Source organism: Delftia tsuruhatensis NBRC 16741 (genome assembly GCF_001571325.1).
Taxonomy (GTDB): Bacteria; Pseudomonadota; Gammaproteobacteria; order Burkholderiales; family Burkholderiaceae_C; genus Comamonas; species Comamonas tsuruhatensis.
In genome coordinates, this window is sequence record NZ_BCTO01000004.1 from 104,587 (window position 1) to 123,501 (window position 18,915).

The 18,915-nt window shown below is 66.5% G+C and carries 19 protein-coding genes; 10 read left to right on the top strand and 9 right to left on the bottom strand.

Features of this window, described 5'->3' with window-relative positions; all coding sequences use genetic code 11:
- Window positions 1–12: 12 nt before the first annotated feature.
- The 5 genes from DTS01S_RS00765 (at window position 13) to DTS01S_RS00785 (ending at window position 2,930) form a co-directional block, all read left to right on the top strand.
- Window positions 13–384, top strand: a complete 372-nt coding sequence (locus tag DTS01S_RS00765) for a dihydroneopterin aldolase (RefSeq protein WP_016446516.1) — start codon at window positions 13–15, stop codon at window positions 382–384.
- The gene (ttcA, locus tag DTS01S_RS00770) at window positions 378–1,349 is read left to right on the top strand and encodes a tRNA 2-thiocytidine(32) synthetase TtcA (protein WP_016446517.1); all 972 of its coding nucleotides are present in this window, start codon (window positions 378–380) and stop codon (window positions 1,347–1,349) included. The genes DTS01S_RS00765 and ttcA overlap by 7 nt, the downstream gene beginning before the upstream one ends.
- A 77-nt stretch (window positions 1,350–1,426) precedes the next feature.
- A complete protein-coding gene (locus DTS01S_RS00775; RefSeq protein WP_061287155.1) occupies window positions 1,427–2,104 on the top strand; it encodes a DUF4136 domain-containing protein in 678 nt (225 codons plus the stop codon).
- A 146-nt stretch (window positions 2,105–2,250) separates the two neighbouring features.
- Window positions 2,251–2,610: a type II toxin-antitoxin system RelE/ParE family toxin gene (locus DTS01S_RS00780; RefSeq protein ID WP_061287156.1), complete on the top strand. Its 360-nt coding sequence runs from the start codon at window positions 2,251–2,253 to the stop codon at window positions 2,608–2,610.
- On the top strand, window positions 2,607–2,930 hold the full coding sequence (locus DTS01S_RS00785) for a helix-turn-helix domain-containing transcriptional regulator (protein WP_012203174.1): 324 nt from the start codon (window positions 2,607–2,609) through the stop codon (window positions 2,928–2,930). Before DTS01S_RS00780 ends, DTS01S_RS00785 begins: the two co-directional genes overlap by 4 nt.
- 27 nt (window positions 2,931–2,957) lie before the next feature.
- On the opposite strand, the gene DTS01S_RS00790 is transcribed toward DTS01S_RS00785, so the two are convergent.
- The 4 genes from DTS01S_RS00790 to DTS01S_RS00805 are packed head-to-tail and all read right to left on the bottom strand — an operon-like array spanning window position 2,958 to window position 8,181.
- Entirely contained in the window at window positions 2,958–4,685 is a 1,728-nt protein-coding gene (locus DTS01S_RS00790) for a dipeptide ABC transporter ATP-binding protein (protein ID WP_061287157.1), read from the bottom strand.
- Window positions 4,682–5,620 carry an ABC transporter permease gene (locus DTS01S_RS00795; RefSeq protein ID WP_012203172.1) on the bottom strand — a complete coding sequence of 313 codons (939 nt, stop codon included), beginning with the start codon at window positions 5,618–5,620 and terminating at the stop codon, window positions 4,682–4,684. Before DTS01S_RS00795 ends, DTS01S_RS00790 begins: the two co-directional genes overlap by 4 nt.
- Window positions 5,617–6,582 (bottom strand): ABC transporter permease, encoded by a 966-nt coding sequence (locus DTS01S_RS00800; protein ID WP_016446522.1) that lies wholly within the window; start codon window positions 6,580–6,582, stop codon window positions 5,617–5,619. The genes DTS01S_RS00795 and DTS01S_RS00800 overlap by 4 nt, the downstream gene beginning before the upstream one ends.
- A gap of 6 nt (window positions 6,583–6,588) precedes the next feature.
- Complete coding sequence (locus DTS01S_RS00805; protein ID WP_016446523.1) at window positions 6,589–8,181, bottom strand: ABC transporter substrate-binding protein; 1,593 nt, start codon at window positions 8,179–8,181, stop codon at window positions 6,589–6,591.
- Window positions 8,182–8,535: 354 nt separating this feature from the next.
- On the opposite strand from DTS01S_RS00805, the gene DTS01S_RS00810 reads away from it, so the two are divergent.
- Together DTS01S_RS00810 and DTS01S_RS00815 are read left to right on the top strand one after the other, a co-directional pair.
- Window positions 8,536–9,027 (top strand): DUF2501 domain-containing protein, encoded by a 492-nt coding sequence (locus DTS01S_RS00810; protein ID WP_017406434.1) that lies wholly within the window; start codon window positions 8,536–8,538, stop codon window positions 9,025–9,027.
- Between the two features lie 204 nt (window positions 9,028–9,231).
- The gene (locus DTS01S_RS00815) at window positions 9,232–9,873 is read left to right on the top strand and encodes a histidine phosphatase family protein (protein ID WP_017406433.1); all 642 of its coding nucleotides are present in this window, start codon (window positions 9,232–9,234) and stop codon (window positions 9,871–9,873) included.
- Window positions 9,874–9,923: 50 nt separating this feature from the next.
- Here the strand turns inward: DTS01S_RS00815 and DTS01S_RS00820 are convergent, their stop codons facing one another.
- The 5 genes from DTS01S_RS00820 to DTS01S_RS00840 form a co-directional block, all read right to left on the bottom strand.
- Window positions 9,924–11,378 carry a CsgG/HfaB family protein gene (locus DTS01S_RS00820; protein WP_017406432.1) on the bottom strand — a complete coding sequence of 485 codons (1,455 nt, stop codon included), beginning with the start codon at window positions 11,376–11,378 and terminating at the stop codon, window positions 9,924–9,926.
- A 26-nt stretch (window positions 11,379–11,404) separates the two neighbouring features.
- The gene (locus DTS01S_RS00825) at window positions 11,405–12,067 is read right to left on the bottom strand and encodes a hypothetical protein (RefSeq protein WP_012203166.1); all 663 of its coding nucleotides are present in this window, start codon (window positions 12,065–12,067) and stop codon (window positions 11,405–11,407) included.
- Between the two features lie 128 nt (window positions 12,068–12,195).
- Entirely contained in the window at window positions 12,196–13,335 is a 1,140-nt protein-coding gene (locus DTS01S_RS00830) for a hypothetical protein (protein WP_016451868.1), read from the bottom strand.
- Window positions 13,326–14,480 (bottom strand): hypothetical protein, encoded by a 1,155-nt coding sequence (locus DTS01S_RS00835; RefSeq protein WP_228676823.1) that lies wholly within the window; start codon window positions 14,478–14,480, stop codon window positions 13,326–13,328. Before DTS01S_RS00835 ends, DTS01S_RS00830 begins: the two co-directional genes overlap by 10 nt.
- A 187-nt stretch (window positions 14,481–14,667) precedes the next feature.
- A complete protein-coding gene (locus tag DTS01S_RS00840; RefSeq protein WP_016451870.1) occupies window positions 14,668–15,672 on the bottom strand; it encodes a Bug family tripartite tricarboxylate transporter substrate binding protein in 1,005 nt (334 codons plus the stop codon).
- 236 nt (window positions 15,673–15,908) lie between these two features.
- Between DTS01S_RS00840 and DTS01S_RS00845 the strand changes: the two genes are divergently transcribed.
- The 3 genes from DTS01S_RS00845 to DTS01S_RS00855 all read left to right on the top strand — a co-directional run bounded on the left by DTS01S_RS00845 (window position 15,909) and on the right by DTS01S_RS00855 (window position 18,899).
- A complete protein-coding gene (locus DTS01S_RS00845) occupies window positions 15,909–17,744 on the top strand; it encodes a lysoplasmalogenase family protein (RefSeq protein ID WP_017406428.1) in 1,836 nt (611 codons plus the stop codon).
- Between the two features lie 290 nt (window positions 17,745–18,034).
- Window positions 18,035–18,265 (top strand): hypothetical protein, encoded by a 231-nt coding sequence (locus tag DTS01S_RS00850; RefSeq protein WP_016451872.1) that lies wholly within the window; start codon window positions 18,035–18,037, stop codon window positions 18,263–18,265.
- Window positions 18,266–18,479: 214 nt separating this feature from the next.
- Window positions 18,480–18,899, top strand: a complete 420-nt coding sequence (locus DTS01S_RS00855) for a hypothetical protein (RefSeq protein ID WP_017406426.1) — start codon at window positions 18,480–18,482, stop codon at window positions 18,897–18,899.
- Window positions 18,900–18,915: the final 16 nt, after the last annotated feature.

Here is an 18,915-nt window from a genome sequence, read left to right on the forward strand (position 1 = left end):
CGGCTTTTCCCCATGAACTCCGCCACCGGACAACAGATCCTGACGCTCACGGGTTTGCGTTTCGACGCCAACCTGGGCATCCTCGCCCACGAAAAACAGATGCCCCAGCCCATCCAGGTCGATGCCGAGCTGAGCCTGGGCACGCAGCCGCTGGCTCCGCGCGACGACGACATCCTGCATGTGCTGGACTACCGCAAGGTGCGCCAGATCATCATCGATGAATGCACGGCCGAGCATGTGAACCTGCTGGAGAGCCTGATCGGCAAGCTGGCCCAGCGCCTGATGCAGCTGCCCGGCGTGATGGGCGTGCGCGTGAAGATCGCCAAGCTCGAAATTTTTGACGACTGCGAAGTGGCCATTCGCGTCGAGACAGGACAATGGTGAACCCCATGAACGCAGTGACCGACAACCCCTGGCTGGCCGAAGAAGCCGCCGCCGACGCCCCCGCAGACACCGCAGGCGGCAACCGCATCAAGATCGAACGCGAGCAGATCAAGCTCGAAAAGCGCCTGTGCCGCGAGGTGGGCCGCGCCATCACCGACTTCAACATGATCGAGGAAGGCGACAAGATCATGGTCTGCATGTCGGGCGGCAAGGACAGCTACACGATGCTGGACGTGCTGCGCAAGCTGCAAAAGCGCGCGCCCGTCAAATTCGAGCTGGTGGCCGTGAACCTCGACCAGAAGCAGCCCGGCTTTCCCGACCATGTGCTGCCCGAGTACTTCAAGAGCATCGGCGTGGACTACCACATCGAAACGCAGGACACCTACAGCGTGGTCAAGCGCGTCGTGCCCGAGGGCAAGACCACCTGCGGCCTGTGCTCTCGCCTGCGCCGCGCCATCCTGTACAAGGTGGCCGACGAGCTGGGCTGCACCAAGGTGGCCCTGGGCCACCACCGCGACGACATCGTGCAGACGCTGATGCTCAACATGTTCTACGGCGGCCGCATGAAGGGCATGCCCCCGAAGCTGGTCTCGGACGACGGCAAGCATGTGGTGATCCGCCCGCTGTGCTACGTGCCCGAGAAGGACACCGTGCGCTGGGCCCAGTACCAGAACTTCCCCATCATCCCCTGCAACCTCTGCGGCAGCCAGGACGGCCTGCAGCGCGTGGCCGTGGGCGAGCTGCTGCGCGAATGGGACAAGAAATTCCCGGGCCGCGTGGAAAGCATGTTCCGCGCCATGGGCCACATCGTGACCACGCACATGATGGATCCCGAGCTGCACGACTTCAAGAACGCCAAGGCCACCGGCATTGCCGACCCCAACGGCGACATGGCCTTCGACCATGAAGAGATGCCAGTGTCCGCATCGCTGCCCGGCCTGCAGGTGGTACAACTGTCGTCCTGACGGCTGAACCTATAACAATCGCCCCACTCCAACCAAGGCCCGTGCAAACGGGCCTTTTTTCGACCAAGGAGTACACCATGAAGCTGCGCTGCATCCATGTCCTGGCCATCGTGGCCACGGCCTTGCTCACCGGCTGCGCCAGCGTGCGCGAAGTCCAGAGCACCGTCCAGAGCTATTCCACGCTGGGCGCCCTGCCCGCGCCGCCCACCTATCGCCTGGAGGTCCTGCCCTCGCAACGCGAGGCGCAGACGCATTTCGCTGCCATCGAATCCCAGGCCCAGCAGGCCCTGGGCCGCGTGGGCCTGCAGCGCGACGACTCCCGGGCCAGCCTGATCGTGCAGATCGGCGCCGACGCACGCTATGCGCGCGACTACGCCGCCTGGCCCTACTACGACCGCTGGGGCGGCCCGCGCTGGGGTTGGGGCGTGGGCTACGGGCGCGGCTGGGGCATGGGCTTTGGCGGCAGCTTCATGTTCGACGGCCCGCCGCTGGAGTACTACCGCGCCGTCAGCATCGTGATGCGCAACGCCACCACGCAGCAGATCGTCTACGAGACCTCGGCCCAGCGCCAGGATGTGTGGACCGACGACCCGGCCATCTTCGGCATCCTGTTCGACGCCGCGCTCACCGGCTTCCCCAACCCGCCCAAGGGCTCGCGCGTGGTGCGCACCACCATCGGGCCGGTGCAGCAGGGTGGCGCGCCAGCGCAGCAGCCGGCCCAGGCAGCACCGGCCACGCCAGCACCCGCCCGGTGAGCCATCGTGTCTCAGAAGCAAAGGCCTGCATCCGCAGGCCTTTTTTGGGTCCATCGCTGTCATTCGTTCCTGGGAACATGAGAACGCTGTAGGTCATGTGGACAGCGCCTTGCAACGTTGGTAACTCATAAGTTACCATCCAATCCATGCGAATCCAGCTCCAGGAGTACGTCCGCGAAGACGGCAGCAGCGCGTACCAGACATGGTTCAACGGGCTGGATGGCCAGGCGGCCGCCAAGGTGGCCGTCGCCATGGCCCGCATGGAGTTGGGCAACACCTCCAATATCGAATGGTTCCGGGGTATTGGCGAATACAAGATCGACTGGGGCCCGGGCTACCGCATCTATCTCGCCAAGGACGGGGAAAGATTGATCATCCTGTTCGGGGGCAGCACGAAAAAGGGCCAGCAGAAGGCCATCGACGAAGCCGTGGCCCTGCACAGCGAATACAAGGCTCGCAAGAGGCAACGCCCCTCGGACAATGCCAAAAAAGGAACGAAGCCATGACGCTCACCCGCGATTTCAAACAAACGGTCATTCAGCGCATTGAGCGCGACCCTGCTTTCGCACAGGCGCTGCTTGATGAGGCGGCCACTCTTTTTCTGAGCGGTGAGCCAGAAACGGCACGCCTCGTCCTGCGCGATCTCGTCAACGCAACGGTGGGATTCGAGACGCTGGCCGACCTCACGCACAAGCCGAGCAAGAGCCTGCACCGCATGCTTTCGCCGAAAGGCAACCCCAGCATGGACAATCTTGCCGCGATCTTTGCCGCCATCAAGAACTGGCTTCAGGTCCGGTTCGACGTGCGGGTCGTTGCCGCGACCTGAACGCCAGGCCATGACAGTGCACTTTGCTCAGTGCACATGCTCCATATCAGGCACGGCAGCCATCAGCGCGCGCGTGTACGGATGCTGCGGCGCATCGAGCACGGCGCCAGCCTCGCCGGTCTCGACCAGTCGGCCGCGCTGCATGACGCCGATGTCGTCGCACATGTGGCGGATCACGGCCAGGTTGTGGCTGATCAGCAGGTAGGTCAGGCCGAACTCCTCCTGCAGGTCGCGCATGAGGTTGAGCACCTGGGCCTGGACCGAGACGTCCAGCGCCGAGGTGGGTTCGTCGCAGATGATGAATTCGGGCCGGCTGGCCAGGGCACGCGCGATGGCGATGCGCTGGCGCTGCCCGCCCGAGAACTGGTGCGGGTACTTGCGCGCATCGTCGGGCTTCATGCGCACGCGGCGCAGCGCCTCCTGCACGCGCTCGGCCGTCTCGTCCTTGCCGGCCGTGAGGGCCAGCACCTGCAGGGGTTCGGCAATCAGCTCCTGCACGGTCCAGCGCGGGTTCAGGCTGGCATACGGGTCCTGGAAGATCATCTGGAAGCGCCGGCGCATGGCCACGGTCTGGGCGGCCGGGCTCCACTTGTCCACGCCGTCGAACAGCACGGTGCCGCTGGTCGGGGGCGTCAGCCCGGCCACCATGCGCGCCACCGTGGATTTGCCCGAACCGGACTCGCCGACCAGGCCGAAGGTGGAGCCCCTGCGGATCGAAAAGCCGACGCCGTCCACGGCCTTGAGGATCTTTTTGTCCTCGCGCGCCAGCAGACGGGCCAGCCAGCCGCTGGACAGGTCGAACTCCTTGCACAGATCCCTGACCTCCAGCAGGGCAGCCGCGGGCTCCTGCGCACCGGCCCCGGGCTGCCAGGGCACGGCGGGCGCGGCAGGGCCGCCGCCCACCTCTGGCACGGGCAGGCGCTGCACGCGGTGGTGCACGCTGGGAATGGCGCCCATCAGCACCTGGGTGTAGGGCTGCTGCGGCGCGTCCAGCACCTGGCGCACGGGGCCGGTTTCCAGCACGCGGCCCTGGTACATGACCATGACGCGGTCGGCCGTCTCGGCGATGACGCCCATGTCGTGCGTGATCAGCATGGCGGCCGCGCCGCGCTCCTTGCACACGCGGCGCAGCAGGGCAATGATCTGCGCCTGCACGGACACGTCCAGCGCCGTGGTGGGCTCGTCGGCAATGATGAGTTCGGGCTCGGCGCACAGCGCCAGGGCAATGGCCACGCGCTGGCGCATGCCGCCCGAGAACTGGTGCGGATACTGGGCCATGCGCTCGCGCGCCTGCGGGATCTCCACCTCTTCGAGCAGGGCCAGCGCGCGTGCCTCGGCTTCCTTCTCGGAGACGGGCAGGTGCGTGCGGATGGTCTCCACCAGGTGCCGGCCCACGGTATAGACCGGGTTCAGGCTGGTCAGCGGGTCCTGGAAGATGGAGCCTATGCGCCGGCCGCGTATGCGCCGCAGGTCCTCGCCGCGCAGCGTGTCGATGCGCTCGCCGCGCAACTGCACCGTGCCGGCCGAGATGCGGCCCGGCGGCTCGATCAGGCCGATCACGGCGGCGCCCGTCATGGACTTGCCCGCGCCAGACTCGCCGACCACGCCCAGGATCTCGCCGGGCGCAATGTCGAAGGACACATCGTCCAGCACCTGCACGGGGCCCTTGTAGGTGTCGAAGGTGACGGACAGGCCGCGAACGCTCAGCACCGCAGGCTGTGCGGGGGGCTGCCCGGATTGTTGTGTCGTGCTCATTGCAGCTTGGGGTTCAGTGCGTCGCGCAGCCAGTCGCCGACGAGGTTGACGGACAGCGCCAGCGCCAGCAGCACCAGCGAGGGGAACAGCAATATCCACCACTCGCCCGAGAACAGGAAGCCCTGGCCGATGCGGATCAGCGTGCCCAGCGAAGGCTGGGTGGGCGGCAGGCCCACGCCCAGGTAGGACAGCGTGGACTCGGCCACGATGGCATGCGCGAAGCTGATGGTGGCGATCACCAGGATGGGCGCCAGCAGGTTGGGCAGGATGTGGCGCACCAGGATGGCCACGCGGCTGCGGCCTATGAGCTGGGCGGCCAGCACGTAGTCCTTGTGCTTTTCCACCATCACCGCGCCGCGCACGGTGCGTGCGTACTGCACCCAGTCGGACAGGCCGATGGCCACGATGATCACGAAGACCGCCATGTCGTCGCGGTAGCCCTCGGGCAGCAGGCCGCGTGCGATGCCGAAGACCAGCAGCGCCACCAGGATCACGGGAAAGGTCAGCTGCACATCGGCGATGCGCATCATCAGCGTGTCGAACCAGCCGCCCGCATAGCCGCAGACCAGGCCCAGCGGCACGCCGATCAGCAGGGACAGCCCCACGGCCGACACGCCCACCAGCACCGACATGCGCAGCCCGTAGAGGATGGCGCTCCAGACATCGCGGCCCTGGTCGTCCGAGCCCAGCGCGTACAGCGTGCCGCTGGTGCCCGCCTGGCCCGGCGGCGTGAAGGCATCCATCAGGTCCAGATTGGCCGGATCGAAGGGGTTCTGCCAGGCCAGCCAGGGCGACAGCAGCGTGGCCGCCACGATCAGCGCCAGCACCAGCGCCGCCGCCTGCACCAGGCGCGAGCGTGCAAACGCGCGCTTGACCGGCGAGTCGCTGGCGCGCCAGCCCGTGGGAGGGATTGCTTGTTTGGCGGAATCGGTCATCGGTTTCTCAAGCGGGGGTCCACGATCACGTACAGGAAATCGACGAGCAGGTTGATGCCCACGTACAGCAGCGCGATGAACATCAGGTAGGCGGCGATCAGCGGCACGTCCACGCCCTGGATGGAGGAGATGAACAGCAGGCCCACGCCGGGCCACTGGAACACGGTCTCGGTGACGATGGCAAAGGCGATCAGCGAGCCGATCTGCAGGCCCGCGATGGTGATCACGGGAATCAGGGTATTGCGCAGCGCATGGCCGAAGTACAGGTCGCGCTCGCGCAGCCCGCGCGCGCGGCCGAAGCGCATGTAGTCGGCGCGCAGCACCTCCAGCATCTCGGCGCGCACCAGGCGCATGATCAGCGTCATGTTGTAGAAGCCCAGCGTGATGGCCGGCAGGATCAGCGCCGACCAGCCCGAAGCCGTCAGCAGCCCGGTCTCCCAGCCGCCCAGCTTCACCGTCTCGCCGCGCCCGAAGGACGGCAGCCAGCGCAGCTCCACGGCAAACAGGTAGATCAGGGCGATGCCGATCAGGAAGGTGGGCAGGGACACGCCCACCAGCGACACCGTCATGATCGAGCGGCTCAGCCATCCCTCGCGCCGTATGGCCGTGTACACGCCCAGCGCCACGCCGATGACCAGGGCGAACAGCGCCGCCGTCATCGCCAGCTCCAGCGTGGCGGGCAGGCGCTCGGCAATGATCTCGGTCACGGGGCGCTTGAGCCGGTAGGAGATGCCCAGGTCGCCCTGCAGCACCTTGCCCACGTAAGCCAGGTACTGCAGCGGCACGGGCTTGTTGAAGCCCAGGCTTTCCGTCAGCGCCTCGCGCTCGGCAACCGTCGCGTCCTCGCCCAGCAGGCTGATCGTGGGATCGCCGATATGGCGGAACACCATGAACGAGACAAAGGAGACGGCCAGCAGGACCAGGGCGGACTGGCCCAGCCGGCGCAGCAGATGGACCAGCATCGGCGCTTACTTCTTCTCGAACTTGACGAACTTGAAGTGCAGCGCGTTGTCCGGGTGCACGGGCACATTGAGCCGGGGCACGGACGCGAAGTGGATCACCTGGTCATGCAGCGCAATGTAGAAGCGCTCCTTTTGCACGGTCTCCCAGATGCTCTTGATGGTGGCATCGCGCTTTGCCTTGTCGCTCTCCGAGGACAGGGACAGGATCTTGGCATCCACATCGGCATTGCTGTAGTGCGTGGCATTTTGCGCACCCCGGCTGTCCTTGCCGCGCGTATGCACCAGGAAGTCGAAGATGTAGGCCGAGTCGTAGGTGGGCACGCCCCAGCCGTACAGGTAGAAGTCGCTGTCCGCCTTGGTCAGCGAGACGCTGTGCATGGCGATCGGCCGGGCCGAGACTTCGGTCTTGATGCCGATGCGGCCCAGGAAACCGGCCACCGCCGTGGCGATGGCCTCGTCGTTCACATAGCGGTCGTTGGGCGTGTTCAGCGTGATGGTGAAGCCGTTGGGGTAGCCCGCCTCGGCCAGCAGTTGCTTGGCCTTGGCGGCATCCGCCTTGGGATAGGCCGCAAAGGCCTTGTCGTACCCGTTGACGAACGACGGCGCGATTACGCCCGTGGGAATCGACAGGCCGCGCATCACCGAGCGCTTGATCGCATCGCGGTCGATGGCCAGCTCGATGGCCTGGCGCACCTTGGGATCGGCCAGCGGATTCTTGCCCTTGACGTTGCTGCTCTTGAGCTCGGCCGCACCCACGTTCAGGCCCAGGAAGATGGAGCGGTTCTCGGGGCCTTCATTGATGCGCAGGCGCTTGTCCTGCTTCAGGCGCGCCACGTCCTGCGCGGGAATGTCCTGGGCGAAGTCCACCTCGCCCGACAGCAGGGCCGCCACGCGCGTGGCCGGGGACTTGATGGGCAGGTAGACCAGCTCGGTCACCTGCAGCGGGAACTGGCCCTTGCCCCAATAGTCGGGGTTGAGCTTCATCACCGTCTTCGAATCGACCTCGCGGCTGGCCAGCACATAGGCGCCCGTGCCGTTGGCCGCGCGCGTGGCGCCGTTCTCGGTCTTGCTGGCCGTGTCCTGCGTGGTCTCGGCGCCGTTGGCCTTGGACCACTTCTCGCTCATGATGAAGAGATTGGTCAGGTTGTCGGGGAAGATCAGGTTCGGGCCCTTGGTCTTCACCTGCACCGTGAGATCGTCAACGGCCTTGGCCTCCTCCATCGAGGACAGCAGGGACTTGACCTGGGCGTTCTCGCCCTTGGCGCGGTTCAGCGAGAAAACCACGTCGCGCGCCGTGAACGGCGTGCCGTCATGGAACTTGACGTTGGGGCGCAGCTTGAACTCCCAGACCGACGGGTCGGAGGTCATCTTCCACGAGGTGGCCAGCGTGGGCACCAGCTTGCCGTCGGCCGAGCGGATGACCAGGGTTTCGTAGATCTGGTGCAGCAGCACGAAATTGGTGCCCACGTTGAAGGCATGCGGGTCCAGCGAAGTCGGATCGGAGCCGCGCGCCCAGCGCACGGTCTCGGCCTGGGCCAGCGCGGCCGAGGTCAACAGGCCTGCGGCCAGCAAAGAACTGCCCAGAATCTTCATGATCATTTGTCTGCTCCCCTGTGGATTGATTGGAAAGGCGGCGGCCATGCGACGCAGCAGCCCGGGCGCCGCAAGAAGCGGGCCATATAGGTGCGCCCCACTTTAAATAACTTTTTCAGCTTGTTGAATTGATTTTTATACTTAAAAGCCATTTCCAAATAACAAGACTGCCGCCGCGGCCCGCCAATGGTGTGCGGCCATCATGGACAGGCCAACGGCTTTGACAGCTAGTGAAAACGCGAAAGACCAAAACGGCCTGCTCTGGCAAAGGTTTGCAATCGGGCACAGGTCTGCGCCGCACGGCGTGCTAATTTCAGACCCTGTATCGAGCCTGCGGGTTTCCGCGGAAAGGAAGCATCCATGAAGACATCCATTGCCAGCGCACTGCTGTGCGCCATGCTGGGCCTGGGCGCCCTGCCTGCCCAGGCGTCGGGCCTGGGCGACTCGCTGCGCCAGGCCTCGGGCCTTGGCGGTGACAAGGCCGCCGCCAGCAGCGAAGGCACCGGCTCCGGCCTCGGCGGCATGCTGGGTGCGGGCGCAGGCGGTGCGGGCGCGCTGTCCGCCCTGGGCCTGAGCCCCTCGGCCACGGCCGGCAATGCGGCAGGCGTCATCTCCTACTGCATGAAGAACAACTACCTCAATGCCGACAAGGCGGCCCAGGTCAAGGACCAGTTGCTGGGCAAGCTGGGCATGCAAAAGCAGGAAGAGCCCAAGGACACGGGATTCCAGAACGGCCTGGGCGGCCTGGTCACCGGCTCCAACGGCAAGAGCTTCAGCATCGACAAGCTCAAGGGCGACCTCAAGGAAAAGGCCTGCGACTTCGTGCTGGACAACGCTAAATCGCTGATCTGACCCCCTGAGCGGCTGCGCCGCTTCCCCCTTCTCGCTTCGCGGAGGGGGACGACACCTTCGGCTGGGCGCCCCCGCCGCGAGGCGGCTCTTGCTCTGCGTCCCTGAGTGGGGCCGCGCCAGTTTCAACGGCGGCGCGCGATGCAGGCTTGCCTGGCTTGCGGGACAATGCCTGCTCCTTTTTGCAGCACCCCACGCCAGCCCCTCATGCAAGCCACGCGCATCATTGCCATCCGCCACGGAGAAACCGCCTGGAATGTGGACGCCCGCATCCAGGGCCATCTGGACATTCCTCTCAACGACCTGGGCCTGTGGCAGGCCGCCCAGGCCGGCAAGGCCCTGGCGGGCGAGCCGGTGGCCGCCATCTACAGCAGCGATCTGCTGCGTGCCTACGCCACGGCCGAGGCCGTGGCCGCGACCACGGGCGCGACGCTGACGGCCGACAAGGGCCTGCGCGAACGCTGCTTCGGCAGCTTCGAGGGCCAGACCTTCAACGATATCGAGGCGTCCCACCCGGAGGACGCGCTGCGCTGGCGCAAGCGCGATCCCGAGTTCGTGCCCGCAGGCGGCGGCGAGTCGCTGCTGATGCTGCGCGACCGCATCTCGGCCACGGTGAACCGCCTGGCCGGCCGCCACGCAGGCGAGCAGATCGTGATCGTGGCGCATGGCGGCGTGATGGATGTGCTCTACCGCCTGGCCACGCACCAGGAAGTGCAGGCACCACGCACCTGGGCGCTGGGCAACGCGGCCATCAACCGCCTGCTGTGGACGCCCCAGGGCCTGGGCCTGGTCGGCTGGGGCGATGTGCAGCACCTGGAAGGCGGTGCGCGCGACGAGGTTTTCAGCTAAGCACCCGCACGGGGAAGGGCGCCGCAGCGCACCTCCCCGCCGCTTGTCGCTTACCAGTTGTCGTCGTCCTTCTTGCCGACCGGGGCATCGGCATCCTTGGCGGGCGATGCCGCGCGGCGTGCTGCGGACGGTTGTGCAGCACGTGCCGGTGCGGCCTGGGGCTCAGCGTCCGCGGCCGCATCACCTGCTGCAGCCTGTGCGGCCAGAACCGGTGCAGCGGATGCCTTCAGTACTTCACGCACCTGCAGCCCGCCCGGTGGCAGGTCTTCCATGCCGCCGCGCATGTTCTCCAGGTGGCCGTAGGAGAGGTTGGGGGTCACGCGATCGACCACCAGTTCGCAGCACGGTGACTCCAGGCGCCCCAGGCTTTGCCCGGTCTGCGGGTCCTTCATCTCCTTGCCCATGGCCACCACCTGGTAGCGCGCGCCCTCCTTCACGGCCTGGCCGCCCTGGCTCAGCACCACGCTTTCGCCATCGCGGGCGACCACGGTCAGCGGAAAGGTGCGCTGCAGGATGGAGCTGACCACGCCGGCGACCAGCGCATCGCTCATGTCGGTCATGACCTTGTTGCCATCCACGCCCGCGCCCAGCGTGGTCGGTGCCGTGGAAGGGACGGAGCCGCGCAGCGAATCCGAGGCCGTGACCTGGCGCGTGGCCACGTTCACCAGCTTCTGCGACAGGGCCCAGCCGCCCGAGTAGCTCACCAGCTGGCGGTCGCTGGTCTTGAGCTGGCGGGCATGGCGGTTGTAGGCAAAGCTGCTGACACGGGCGCTCCACACCAGATCGGCGCTGGCAGCCTGGGACAGCTTGGCCAGCTCGGCACTGGGCGCCTGGCCCGTGGCGATGATGGCCAGTTCCTGCTCGATCTCGGGGCTGAATTCGCGGTCCAGCACGGCAAAGCGGCCTGTCTGCACCAGGGCGTCGCTGATGCGTTGCCTCAGCGTTGCACCCACCTCGGCGGCGGAGACGCTGCGGTCGCCCATGGGCAGCGAGGCCTGCTCGAAGCGCACCGGCCCCACAACGACCTTGATCTTCTGCATCTCGGCCGAAGGCTTGAACTTGGAAATGTTGGCCTTGATGGTGTACTTGTAGCGCTTGGCCCAGGGCTTGGGTTCCTCCAGATCCACCACCTGGACCGACTGGATGACGCCACCGGACTTTTGCTTGACCACCTCGGCGAAGGCGCTGGCGCGCAGCGAGGCGGCGTCCTGCCCCAGCGCCACGTCGAGGCCGTACTTGGCCGTGACCGAGGCGGACTGGATCACGGCGCCATTGACCTGCAGCAGCGCCATCTGCAGCGCCTGCGCCATGGCTTCGCCAGGGGACTGGCCCAGGCCGATGACCTGGACCTCGACGGTCTCCAGCCTGCCCACGTCGGGCACGGGCGGGGCGACGCTTTGGGGTTGTTCAGGCGCGTCGGTCCTGGGCTGCTCGGACGGCTTGTCGCCACAGCCGGACATGGCGGCGCAGGCAGCCACGACGGCCGCAATGATGCGGATACGCATAGAAAGTGCTCCTTGCCTGTACCGGATCACAGCTTGAGCGTGCCCAGCGCGGCCGTGGCGTCAGCCGCATTGGCCGGCACCTCGATGTCGTTGGCCCGCGCGAAGGCAATGGCCGTCTGCACGGTGCTGAACAGGTCTGAGGCCGAGCCGGGGAACTTGGACACCACCCAGGCCGCGGAGGTGAGCTTGGTCAGCTGCATGGGGTTGGCGCTTTGCAGGCTCTTGCCCATGACCGACACATCCTTGCCCATGCCGGCGTACTTCACGCTGCCGTTGACCAGGTGCACCAGCCCCTCGGCGAAGGTGGCCTTGGAGGCGGCATCGAGCACGGGCTTCTTCGCCATGGACTCGGCAATCGCGCCGCTGGTGTCCGAGACCACCTTGTTGCCATCGCCCAGCGCGCCGATGGTGGCGCCATCACCCAGGCTGTCCGCCGTGCTGGCGGCGCTGGCGGCCTGCTCCTTCAGGCCCAGGGCCGTGGCCATCTTGGCATTGGCGCTGAGCACCTCCTTGCTGGCGCCCACATAGCTGCGCACCAGGGCGTCGCCCTGGCCGGCCACGTCGGCAGAGCCGCTGCCGCCCATGAGCTTGCCGACACCCGGGATGGAGGGCATGGAGAACTGGGCCTGTGTCAGGGCGGGGCTGGCCATGGCGGCGGCAACGGCGACGGTGGTGAAGAGCTTTTTCATGGAGATGGACTCGGGTTGCAGCAGTCCGTGAACACGGACGGCGAAGATAAAAACGTGGAAAGCGTGGAAAACGAACGAAAGGAAAAAGGTCCGGCTGCATGGCAGCCGGACCTTGGAAGCCGCAGCGCTCAGCGCAGGCCCAGATTGGTGACCTGGCTGGTGAGATCGCGGGCCGCGTTGTTGGCGGCCAGCTTCAGCGCGTTGTTGCGCGCCTCATCCTCGGACGGGCCGGTGCCCGCATACAGCACCGGGCCGACGGCGGCAATCGTGTCGGGAATGGTCTGGGCGATGTCCAGGATCTTGGCGTTGACCGTCACGCTCACGCGCATCAGGCCGGTCTGGGGATCGGGCTCACCCATGCCCACATCCAGCGTGCCCAGGGCGATGTAGGGAATCTGCGCCGTGCGCATGCCGGCCACCATGGCCGCCAGGGTCGAGGGCTGCAGGTCCATGCCGCTCTTGTAGTCGTTCTCCACGGCCGCGACCTTGAAGTGGCCGCCCGTGTAGGGCTCCACCATGGCAGCCTCTGACACCTTGAAGCCGGCCTTGGCGAAGTTGGAGGAAAAGACCTGGGCCAGGTTGGCGCTGGGGATCACGCGCCAGGTGGACTCGGCCGAGCGGCGCGTCGTGCTGCCGCCGGTTTCGGAAGTGCGGCTGCTCTTGACCGAGGCGTTGCCCGAGGTCGCCGTGGAGGCATTCGTGCTGATGCGTCCGCCACGGATGGATTCACCCTCGCTGCCCTTTTCGGAAGCGCTGACCTGGGCCTTGACGTCCTCGGTCTCGTCCACGCGCTTGTAGACACGGTCATCGAAGGACTTGGTCGTGGCCACCTGGCGCGAGACGAACATGAAGGCCAGCGGCGACCGGCCTGCGGGACCGCCCCTGGCCACGGCAGAGTTGGCCTTGACGGCATTGCGCAGATTGGCCACGTTCAGCGCCACGCGCACGGAGACCGTGTACTGCTTTCTGTCGGCGTTGTCCTCTTCGCTGAGCACGGTGTGCTCAAGGATGTAGCGATCGGGGTTGGCCAGGATCTTGTCGCGCACGGCGTCGAAATTCTCGGCCTCCGACTGGCCCGCTTCGGCGTAGTAGAACTCCACGGCCTTGAGCTGGGCCGCCATCAGCGCACGCTCCTTGTCCTGCGGGCTGACCTTTGAATCCTGGTAGCTGACCGATGCCTTGCCGCGTGCCTGCTGCACCTGCGCGCCCGCACCGGCCGCGAACAGCGCCATGGAAAGGCACAGGAGGATTTTCTGGATTACTTGCATAGATTCATCAGGTCTTTTGTTTTGACAATTTGCGCTTCGATGTCGCTCTCGGCCGCAGCCGACTTGAGCCAGTCATTGCCCCGTCCAGCCGCCACCGTCTCGGCCAGCTTCACGAAAAGGCCGTTGAGCGAGTCATAGAACGCCGGAAAATCATCGACATGGGTTTGCGTGGAAGGCACTACCTTCACTTCCGCGTTCTTCAGCGAGGCGCCGAGAAACACCGGCCCATTGGGTTCCTGGATGCGCATATCGGCAAAGGTGCCGTAGACATAGCTGGTGCCGGCGCTGGACTCCTTGAACTTGAGCTTCTTGAATCCCTTGAAATCGACGCTGATGGCGTAGTCGGCACTGGGCAGCTGCAGCGTGTAGACCTCTCCGTCAAGCACCTGCATGCGCATCACATTGCCCACGGCATAGCCCATGGCAAAAGGAATGATGGGCACACCAATGCGGCTGGAAATGGCCTCGCCCACGATATCGGCGGCCCAGGTCTTGTGCACCTGCGGGTCCTGCAGATAGCCGGGCAGCATCTCGGCCATGGCGGCGGGAATCTGGATATCGGTGACCTGCAGGAAACGCGGCGTCTGCGAGGGCACGGTGGCCGTGGCCAGCACCTGGGCAAAACGGCCGAAGATGCCGGGCTTGCCTCCCGCGCCTTCGTATACCTTGGTCACGCGCTCCATGATTTCCTCTTGCGACGGCTCGTGGCGCAAGTTGTCGATGAAGGCAAAGCTGAGCGGATACGAACGCACCGCCGTCATGGACTTGAAGTCAAAAAACAGGGCCTGTCCACGAATCAGGATGAACAGCTTGCGCACGCCGCCAAAGCTTTCCACGGAGACCGTCTCGGAATTGAGCACCAGAGAAACCACCAGGGCCTGGTCGCGCCCCTTGAGCTCATCGATGGGATTGGTGGATATCTGCAGATGCTGTGCAGGCGCCTGCTGCACGAATGCCAGTGCCCGCGCATAGGCACTGTGTCCGGCGGCCTTCAGGCGGCTCTCATACTGCTTTGAATAAGGGAATCGCTGCTGCTGCGAACTGGCGTCGCCCGAATAGGCGACTCCCGCAAAAGTGACATTGGGCCGGTCCTCGGCCATTGCAGCGCCCGACGCTGCAAGCGCAAAAAGCCAGAGCCATGCCATGGCCCGGCGCATGATTTTCTCCACCCCCACACCGCCCCCTTAAAAATGTAAGCGGAGGGTAACAGATTTCACACACCAATACGTGGCACTCGGCGCACAAAGGCGACTGCAGACAATGCCGCCGATTTCGCCGGTCCAGTCTTCATTCAATGGAAAAAAGCGGTCACCCGCTGACCGTCAGCGCGGCCTATTCCACCTGGATATTGGCGGACTTGACGATCTGCGTATAGCTCGCCTTTTCCTTCTTCAGGAACTGGGCGAACGTGGCCGGCGTGCCCGAGCCGGGCGTGGCGCCGCTGTCCTGCAGGCGCTTGCGGACCTCGGGCAGCTTCAGCACCTCGGCCAGTTCGGCGGCCAGGCGGCTGACCACGGGTTCGGGCGTGCGGGCGGGGGCGAACAGGCCGGTCCAGGCTTCCAGCTCGAAGCCCTTCAAATCAGGAGCCTCCGCAAAGCTCATCACCTCGGGAATCACGTCGATGCGCTGTGCCGAGGTCACGCCCACGCCTTCCAGCTTTTTCTGCTGCACCAGCGGCGTGGCGCCGGTGGTCATCAGAATGCCCAGATCGACCTGGCCGCCCATGACCTCGCTGGTGACCTGTGCCACGCCACGATAGGGCACATGGACCAGGCGGATGCGGGCACGCTCCTGCAGCCGCTCCATGGCCAGGTGCAGCACCGTGCCCACGCCCGGCGTGGCATAGGTCAGCGCGCCGGGCCGGGCGCGGGCCATGCTGATCAGCTCGTTGAGGTTGTGCACGGGCAGGCCAGGGCGGGCCACGATCACCATGGGCGCCACCGAAGTCAGGCCCACGGGAGCCAGATCACGCTCGGCGTCATAGCGCACGGAGGAGTTCACCAGTTGCGCAATGCTCACCGGCCCGTCAAAGCCCAGCAGCAGCGTGTAGCCATCGGCATGCGAGCGCGCCACCTTGCTCACGCCCAGCACGCCGCCGGAGGCCGGCACGTTGTCCACCACCACCGACTGGCGCAGCCGCGCACCCAGCTTTTCGGCCACCAGCCGCGCCGTGGCGTCCACATCGCTGCCCGCGCCGAAGGGCACGATCAGCGTGATGGGCCCGCCTGCCGGCCAGGGCTTGCCCGCGCCCGGCGCGGCATGGGCGGCGGGTGCAGTAGCAAGGGCCGCAGCCACTGAGGCTGCAGCCGATAGCAGGGAGCGTCGGGACAGGTGCATGGAGCGTGGGCATGCGCGGCGCATGCCGGCGAAGGCGGTGCGGGCTGGCAATGGCCTGCAGGGCAGGGACGGCCAGCGCGTGGAAAGCGGGCGATTCTGCCATAGGGCGCAATTTTCCTGCCACACGCTTGCCACGAAGCCCTATTTATTGCAATCCGTTTCAACCCTTGTGATTCCGTGTCCTAGGGTTCTCGCCTAAGGCGCTGCCCCGCCGCCATGCCCAGAATCGGCTGACCATGCTCTCACCCAGCCAAGTCATTGTCTTCGCCACGCCTGCCTTTTTGCTGCTGATCGCGCTGGAATGGGGCGTGAGCCTGTGGCGCGGGCGCAATGCCTACCGGCTGGCCGACGCCATCAGCTCCATCAGCCTGGGTATGCTCAGCCAGACCAGCGCCGTCTTCACCACGCTGCTGCGCGTGGGCCTGTACACGCTGGCCTTCGAGCACCTGGCGCTGTGGCGCAACGATGCCTTCTGGACCAGCATTCCCGGCTGGCTGCTGGCCCTGCTGTTCTACGACTTCTGCTACTACTGGCTTCACCGCATGGGCCACGAGGTGGCCGTGCTCTGGGCCGCGCATGCCGTGCACCACCAGAGCCAGGACTACAACCTGTCGACGGCGCTGCGCCAGACCAGCTCGGGCGCGCTGCTGGGCTGGCTGTTCTACCTTCCCATGGCGCTGGCCGGCGTGCCGCCGCTGGTGTTTGCCATCGTGGGCCTGATCGATCTGCTCTACCAGTTCTGGGTCCATACCGAGCAGGTGCGGCGCCTGGGCTGGTTCGACCGCTGGTTCTGCGCGCCCAGCAACCACCGCGTGCACCACGCCGTCAATGACTGCTACCTGGACAGGAACTACGGCGGCATCCTCATCGTCTGGGACCGCCTGTTCGGCACCTTCAGGCCCGAGGACGACAGCGAGCCCTGCGTCTACGGCACGCGCGGCCTGCTGCAAAGCTGGGATCCGCTGTGGGCCAACGCCGTGGTGTACCGGCAACTCATCCATGACAGCTGGCATGCGCGGCGCTGGGGCGACAAGCTGCGCGTCTGGCTCAAGCCGCCCGGGTGGCGCCCTGCCGACGTGGCGCAGCGCTTTCCCAGGCCGGCCTTCGACCTGGACGCGCACCGCGTGCTCTACGCACCCGACATGCAGCGCAGCCTGCGCTGGTTTGCGGGCCTGCAGTTCGTGGCGCTGATCGCCGGGGTGTCGCTGTTCCTGTGGCATGCCGACCAGTCCTCGACGGCGCGCAATGCGCTGTGGTTTGGCGTGCTGCTGGCCTGCCAGTGGGCACTGGGCGCGGCCATGCAGGGGCGCATCAGCCTGTGGGTGGCCCTGGCCATCGAGGCCGGCGCGCTGGCCACCGCCACCAGCGTGCTGGACATGCTGCACTGGCACTGGCTGTTCAAGCCGCTGGCCATGGTCTTTGCGCTGATCGCTGTCATGCAGATGTGGCGCGGCAGCGCGGCGTTCTCGGCGCTGGCGAAACCCGCGCGCGGCGCCTGCTGGCTGGCCGCGGCGCTGGCGGCCTCGATGGCGGGCGACGTGTTCCTGATGCTGCCCGATCTGTTCATCCCGGGCCTGGCCAGCTTTCTGCTCGCCCACCTGGCCTATATCGTGCTGCTGCGCCAGGATGCGCCCTGGTTTGCGCACCGGCCCTCGCTGGCCGCCACGCTGGCCCTGGGCGTTGCCATGTATGCCGTGCTCTGGCAGGGGGGGCTGCCCGCCGCGCTGCGCCTGCCCGTGGCCGCCTATGTGCTGGTCATTGCGCTGATGGCGGCCCAGGCCCTGGGCCGCGCCAGGCACCTGGGCGGCCAGCCCGCCTGGACCGTGGCCATCGGCGCCTGCTTCTTCATGGTCAGCGACTCGCTGCTGGCCATCAACCGCTTCGTGCAGCCTTTCGACGGGGCGCAAGCTGCCGTGCTGACCACCTACTACGCGGCGCAGTTGCTGATCGTGCAGGGCTGGCTGGCCCGTGGCGCATCGACATCAGGGTTGACCCGAGGCAGCTCGCAAGGCACAATGGCGGGATCGCATTTTCAGGAGTCCTTCCGTGGACAGTGCCAGTTCAACCAGTGACAAACAGCGCGCCGCAATGGCTACGCTTCTGGCTGACTGACCGACTCCTGTGAAGGGAGCGGCCATGTCGGCCGGCTTCCTTCCATTGCTGCGTTTCCCCTTGGATCTTCGCGCCCGCCCGGCGCTGCAGTGGCATTTGGCTTGCATCAGGCATGCCGCCCCTGCACCTGAGATTCCAGTTGCTGTGGTTCACTGACCGCGTGTCCGTGCCTGCCCCGTTGCAGCGCGCGGCACACGCTGCTTGACGGCCCTGCCCGCGGCAGTCTTCCTGGTTCGCCAAGGAGAAAGCCATGTCCACACCGTTCGCTCGCCCCGCAATGCAACGCCTGCAGCCTGCCACTGCCGCGCCCTGCCCCGGCGCCACCGGCACGCGCGTGGCTGCCTCCCAGGCAGCAATGCAGGCCAAGGCACAGATGCAGGCCCAGGCCCCATCGGCCATGGAGCACGCCATGCACCTGGACCTGCAGACCCACTGGCCCACGCACCGCATCCGCAGCTTTCTGAGCCTGCAGCCGCGCTGAGCGCGCGCCGCAGCCTTGTCCGCCCCATCGTCAGAAAGGAGTTCCCCCATGGACCCCGATCCGAGTCGATCTTGCCCTGACCCCTCCGATACGGTCCGGCCGCACATGCCTGCGGCCCTTCCGCCCCTTCCCAAGGCCCCGGCCGGGAGGCCCGTGCACGTCCATTGACGGATAGGTGCCGGGCTTCTTTCGGCCGCAACGAAAGAAGCCCGCCATGCAACACGTCATCACCGCGCTGCGGACCATGCCCGCAGCCACACCCGCAACAGCACCCGTCTCCACGCGCGCCAGCCGCACCTCCCACACCACCCGCGCCAGCACCTTGCAGCTGGCCCTGCAAGCCGCCATTGCGGCACGCCATACCGGGCAACTGCACGCCCTGCTGCAGCAACACGGCCCCGACCTCTTTGCCCATGCCCTCGTGGCGCTCACGCAGCGCCAGCAGGCCGACGTCCTGTCCCTGCTGGCGGCGCAGGAGCGCGCCGAGGTCTACCGCCACCTGCCTGCCCATGCGCGGCGCCAATGGCTGCAGTCGGCCACCGTGGCCCGCCCGCCGCTGCGCCGCCGCCTGCTGTGCGCCTGCCAGCGCAACTGGCACTGGCTGCGCGCCACCCTTCGTTCGAGCCAGGCCTGAGCCGCCAGGGAGGTCA